At 29.0% G+C, this 963-nt stretch carries 2 protein-coding genes; both read right to left on the bottom strand.

Translation table 11 applies throughout. The features are described from left to right. On the bottom strand, nt 1-326 hold a 326-nt coding region (locus tag BGS43_RS00035), incomplete at its 3' end, for a class I SAM-dependent methyltransferase (RefSeq protein ID WP_141042997.1). After that, nucleotides 323-963: class I SAM-dependent methyltransferase (locus BGS43_RS00030; protein WP_096568321.1), on the bottom strand; the 641-nt coding region annotated here is incomplete at its 5' end. The genes BGS43_RS00030 and BGS43_RS00035, both read right to left, overlap by 4 nt.

Below are 963 nucleotides of genomic sequence, written 5' to 3'. Positions count from 1 at the left end.
GCATCAAAACTATCATCTTTAAAACTATCTAATTTATCGATATAATCACCCAGTTCAATTTGCTTGATTTTATCACTTAAATTCTCATCTTTCATACGAGCTTTAAAACGCTCTAATCCTGTTTTGCTCCATTCTATACCACTTACACTAAAACCTTCTTTTGCACAAAACCATAAATTAGCTCCTGTTCCAAAACCAAGTTCTAAAATATTGATTTTACTTCTATCTTGCACATTATAAAAATTCCTTGCTATAAATCTTATAACATTTTCACTTGGATACTTGCCCCATTCTTTTTTAGAAAAAATTTGTTCCCATATATTCATATTTTATATCCTTCAACTATAAAAAGTTCATTTAATTGTTTGGTTAAATTTTTTTGTATGTGAATTTTTATATCACTAATACTATAGGTTGCACTCTCATAAAGTTTTCGTAAATCTTTTTCATCACAATACCTTATAATACCTGTACAAGCATCACTTCCACTTGTAGGTTTTACTAAATGATACCCCAAACTCTCATCTTTTTCAAAACCATCATTGTAAAGACTTGGAGTTACAGAAAGAAATTTCCCACCTTTTTTGAGTTTTTTCATCGCTTTGTCTATAATCTTTTTAGTTTTATCAAAATCATTGTAAGCTAAGGAATAATTATCCATCCACGCATCAAAACTATCATCTTTAAAACTATCTAATTTATCGATATAATCACCCAGTTCAATTTGCTTGATTTTATCACTTAAATTCTCATCTTTCATACGAGCTTTAAAACGCTCTAATCCTGTTTTGCTCCATTCTATACCACTTACACTAAAACCTTCTTTTGCACAAAACCATAAATTAGCTCCTGTTCCAAAACCAAGTTCTAAAATATTGATTTTACTTCTATCTTGCACATTATAAAAATTCCTTGCTATAAATCTTATAACATTTTCACTTGGATACTTGCCCCATTCTTTTT

This window comes from Campylobacter sp. 110 (assembly GCF_002383965.1).
Lineage (GTDB): Bacteria > Campylobacterota > Campylobacteria > Campylobacterales > Campylobacteraceae > Campylobacter_D > Campylobacter_D coli.
Note: the sequence above shows the minus strand (reverse complement) of the source record. Positions and strands in the feature narration are given on the sequence as shown.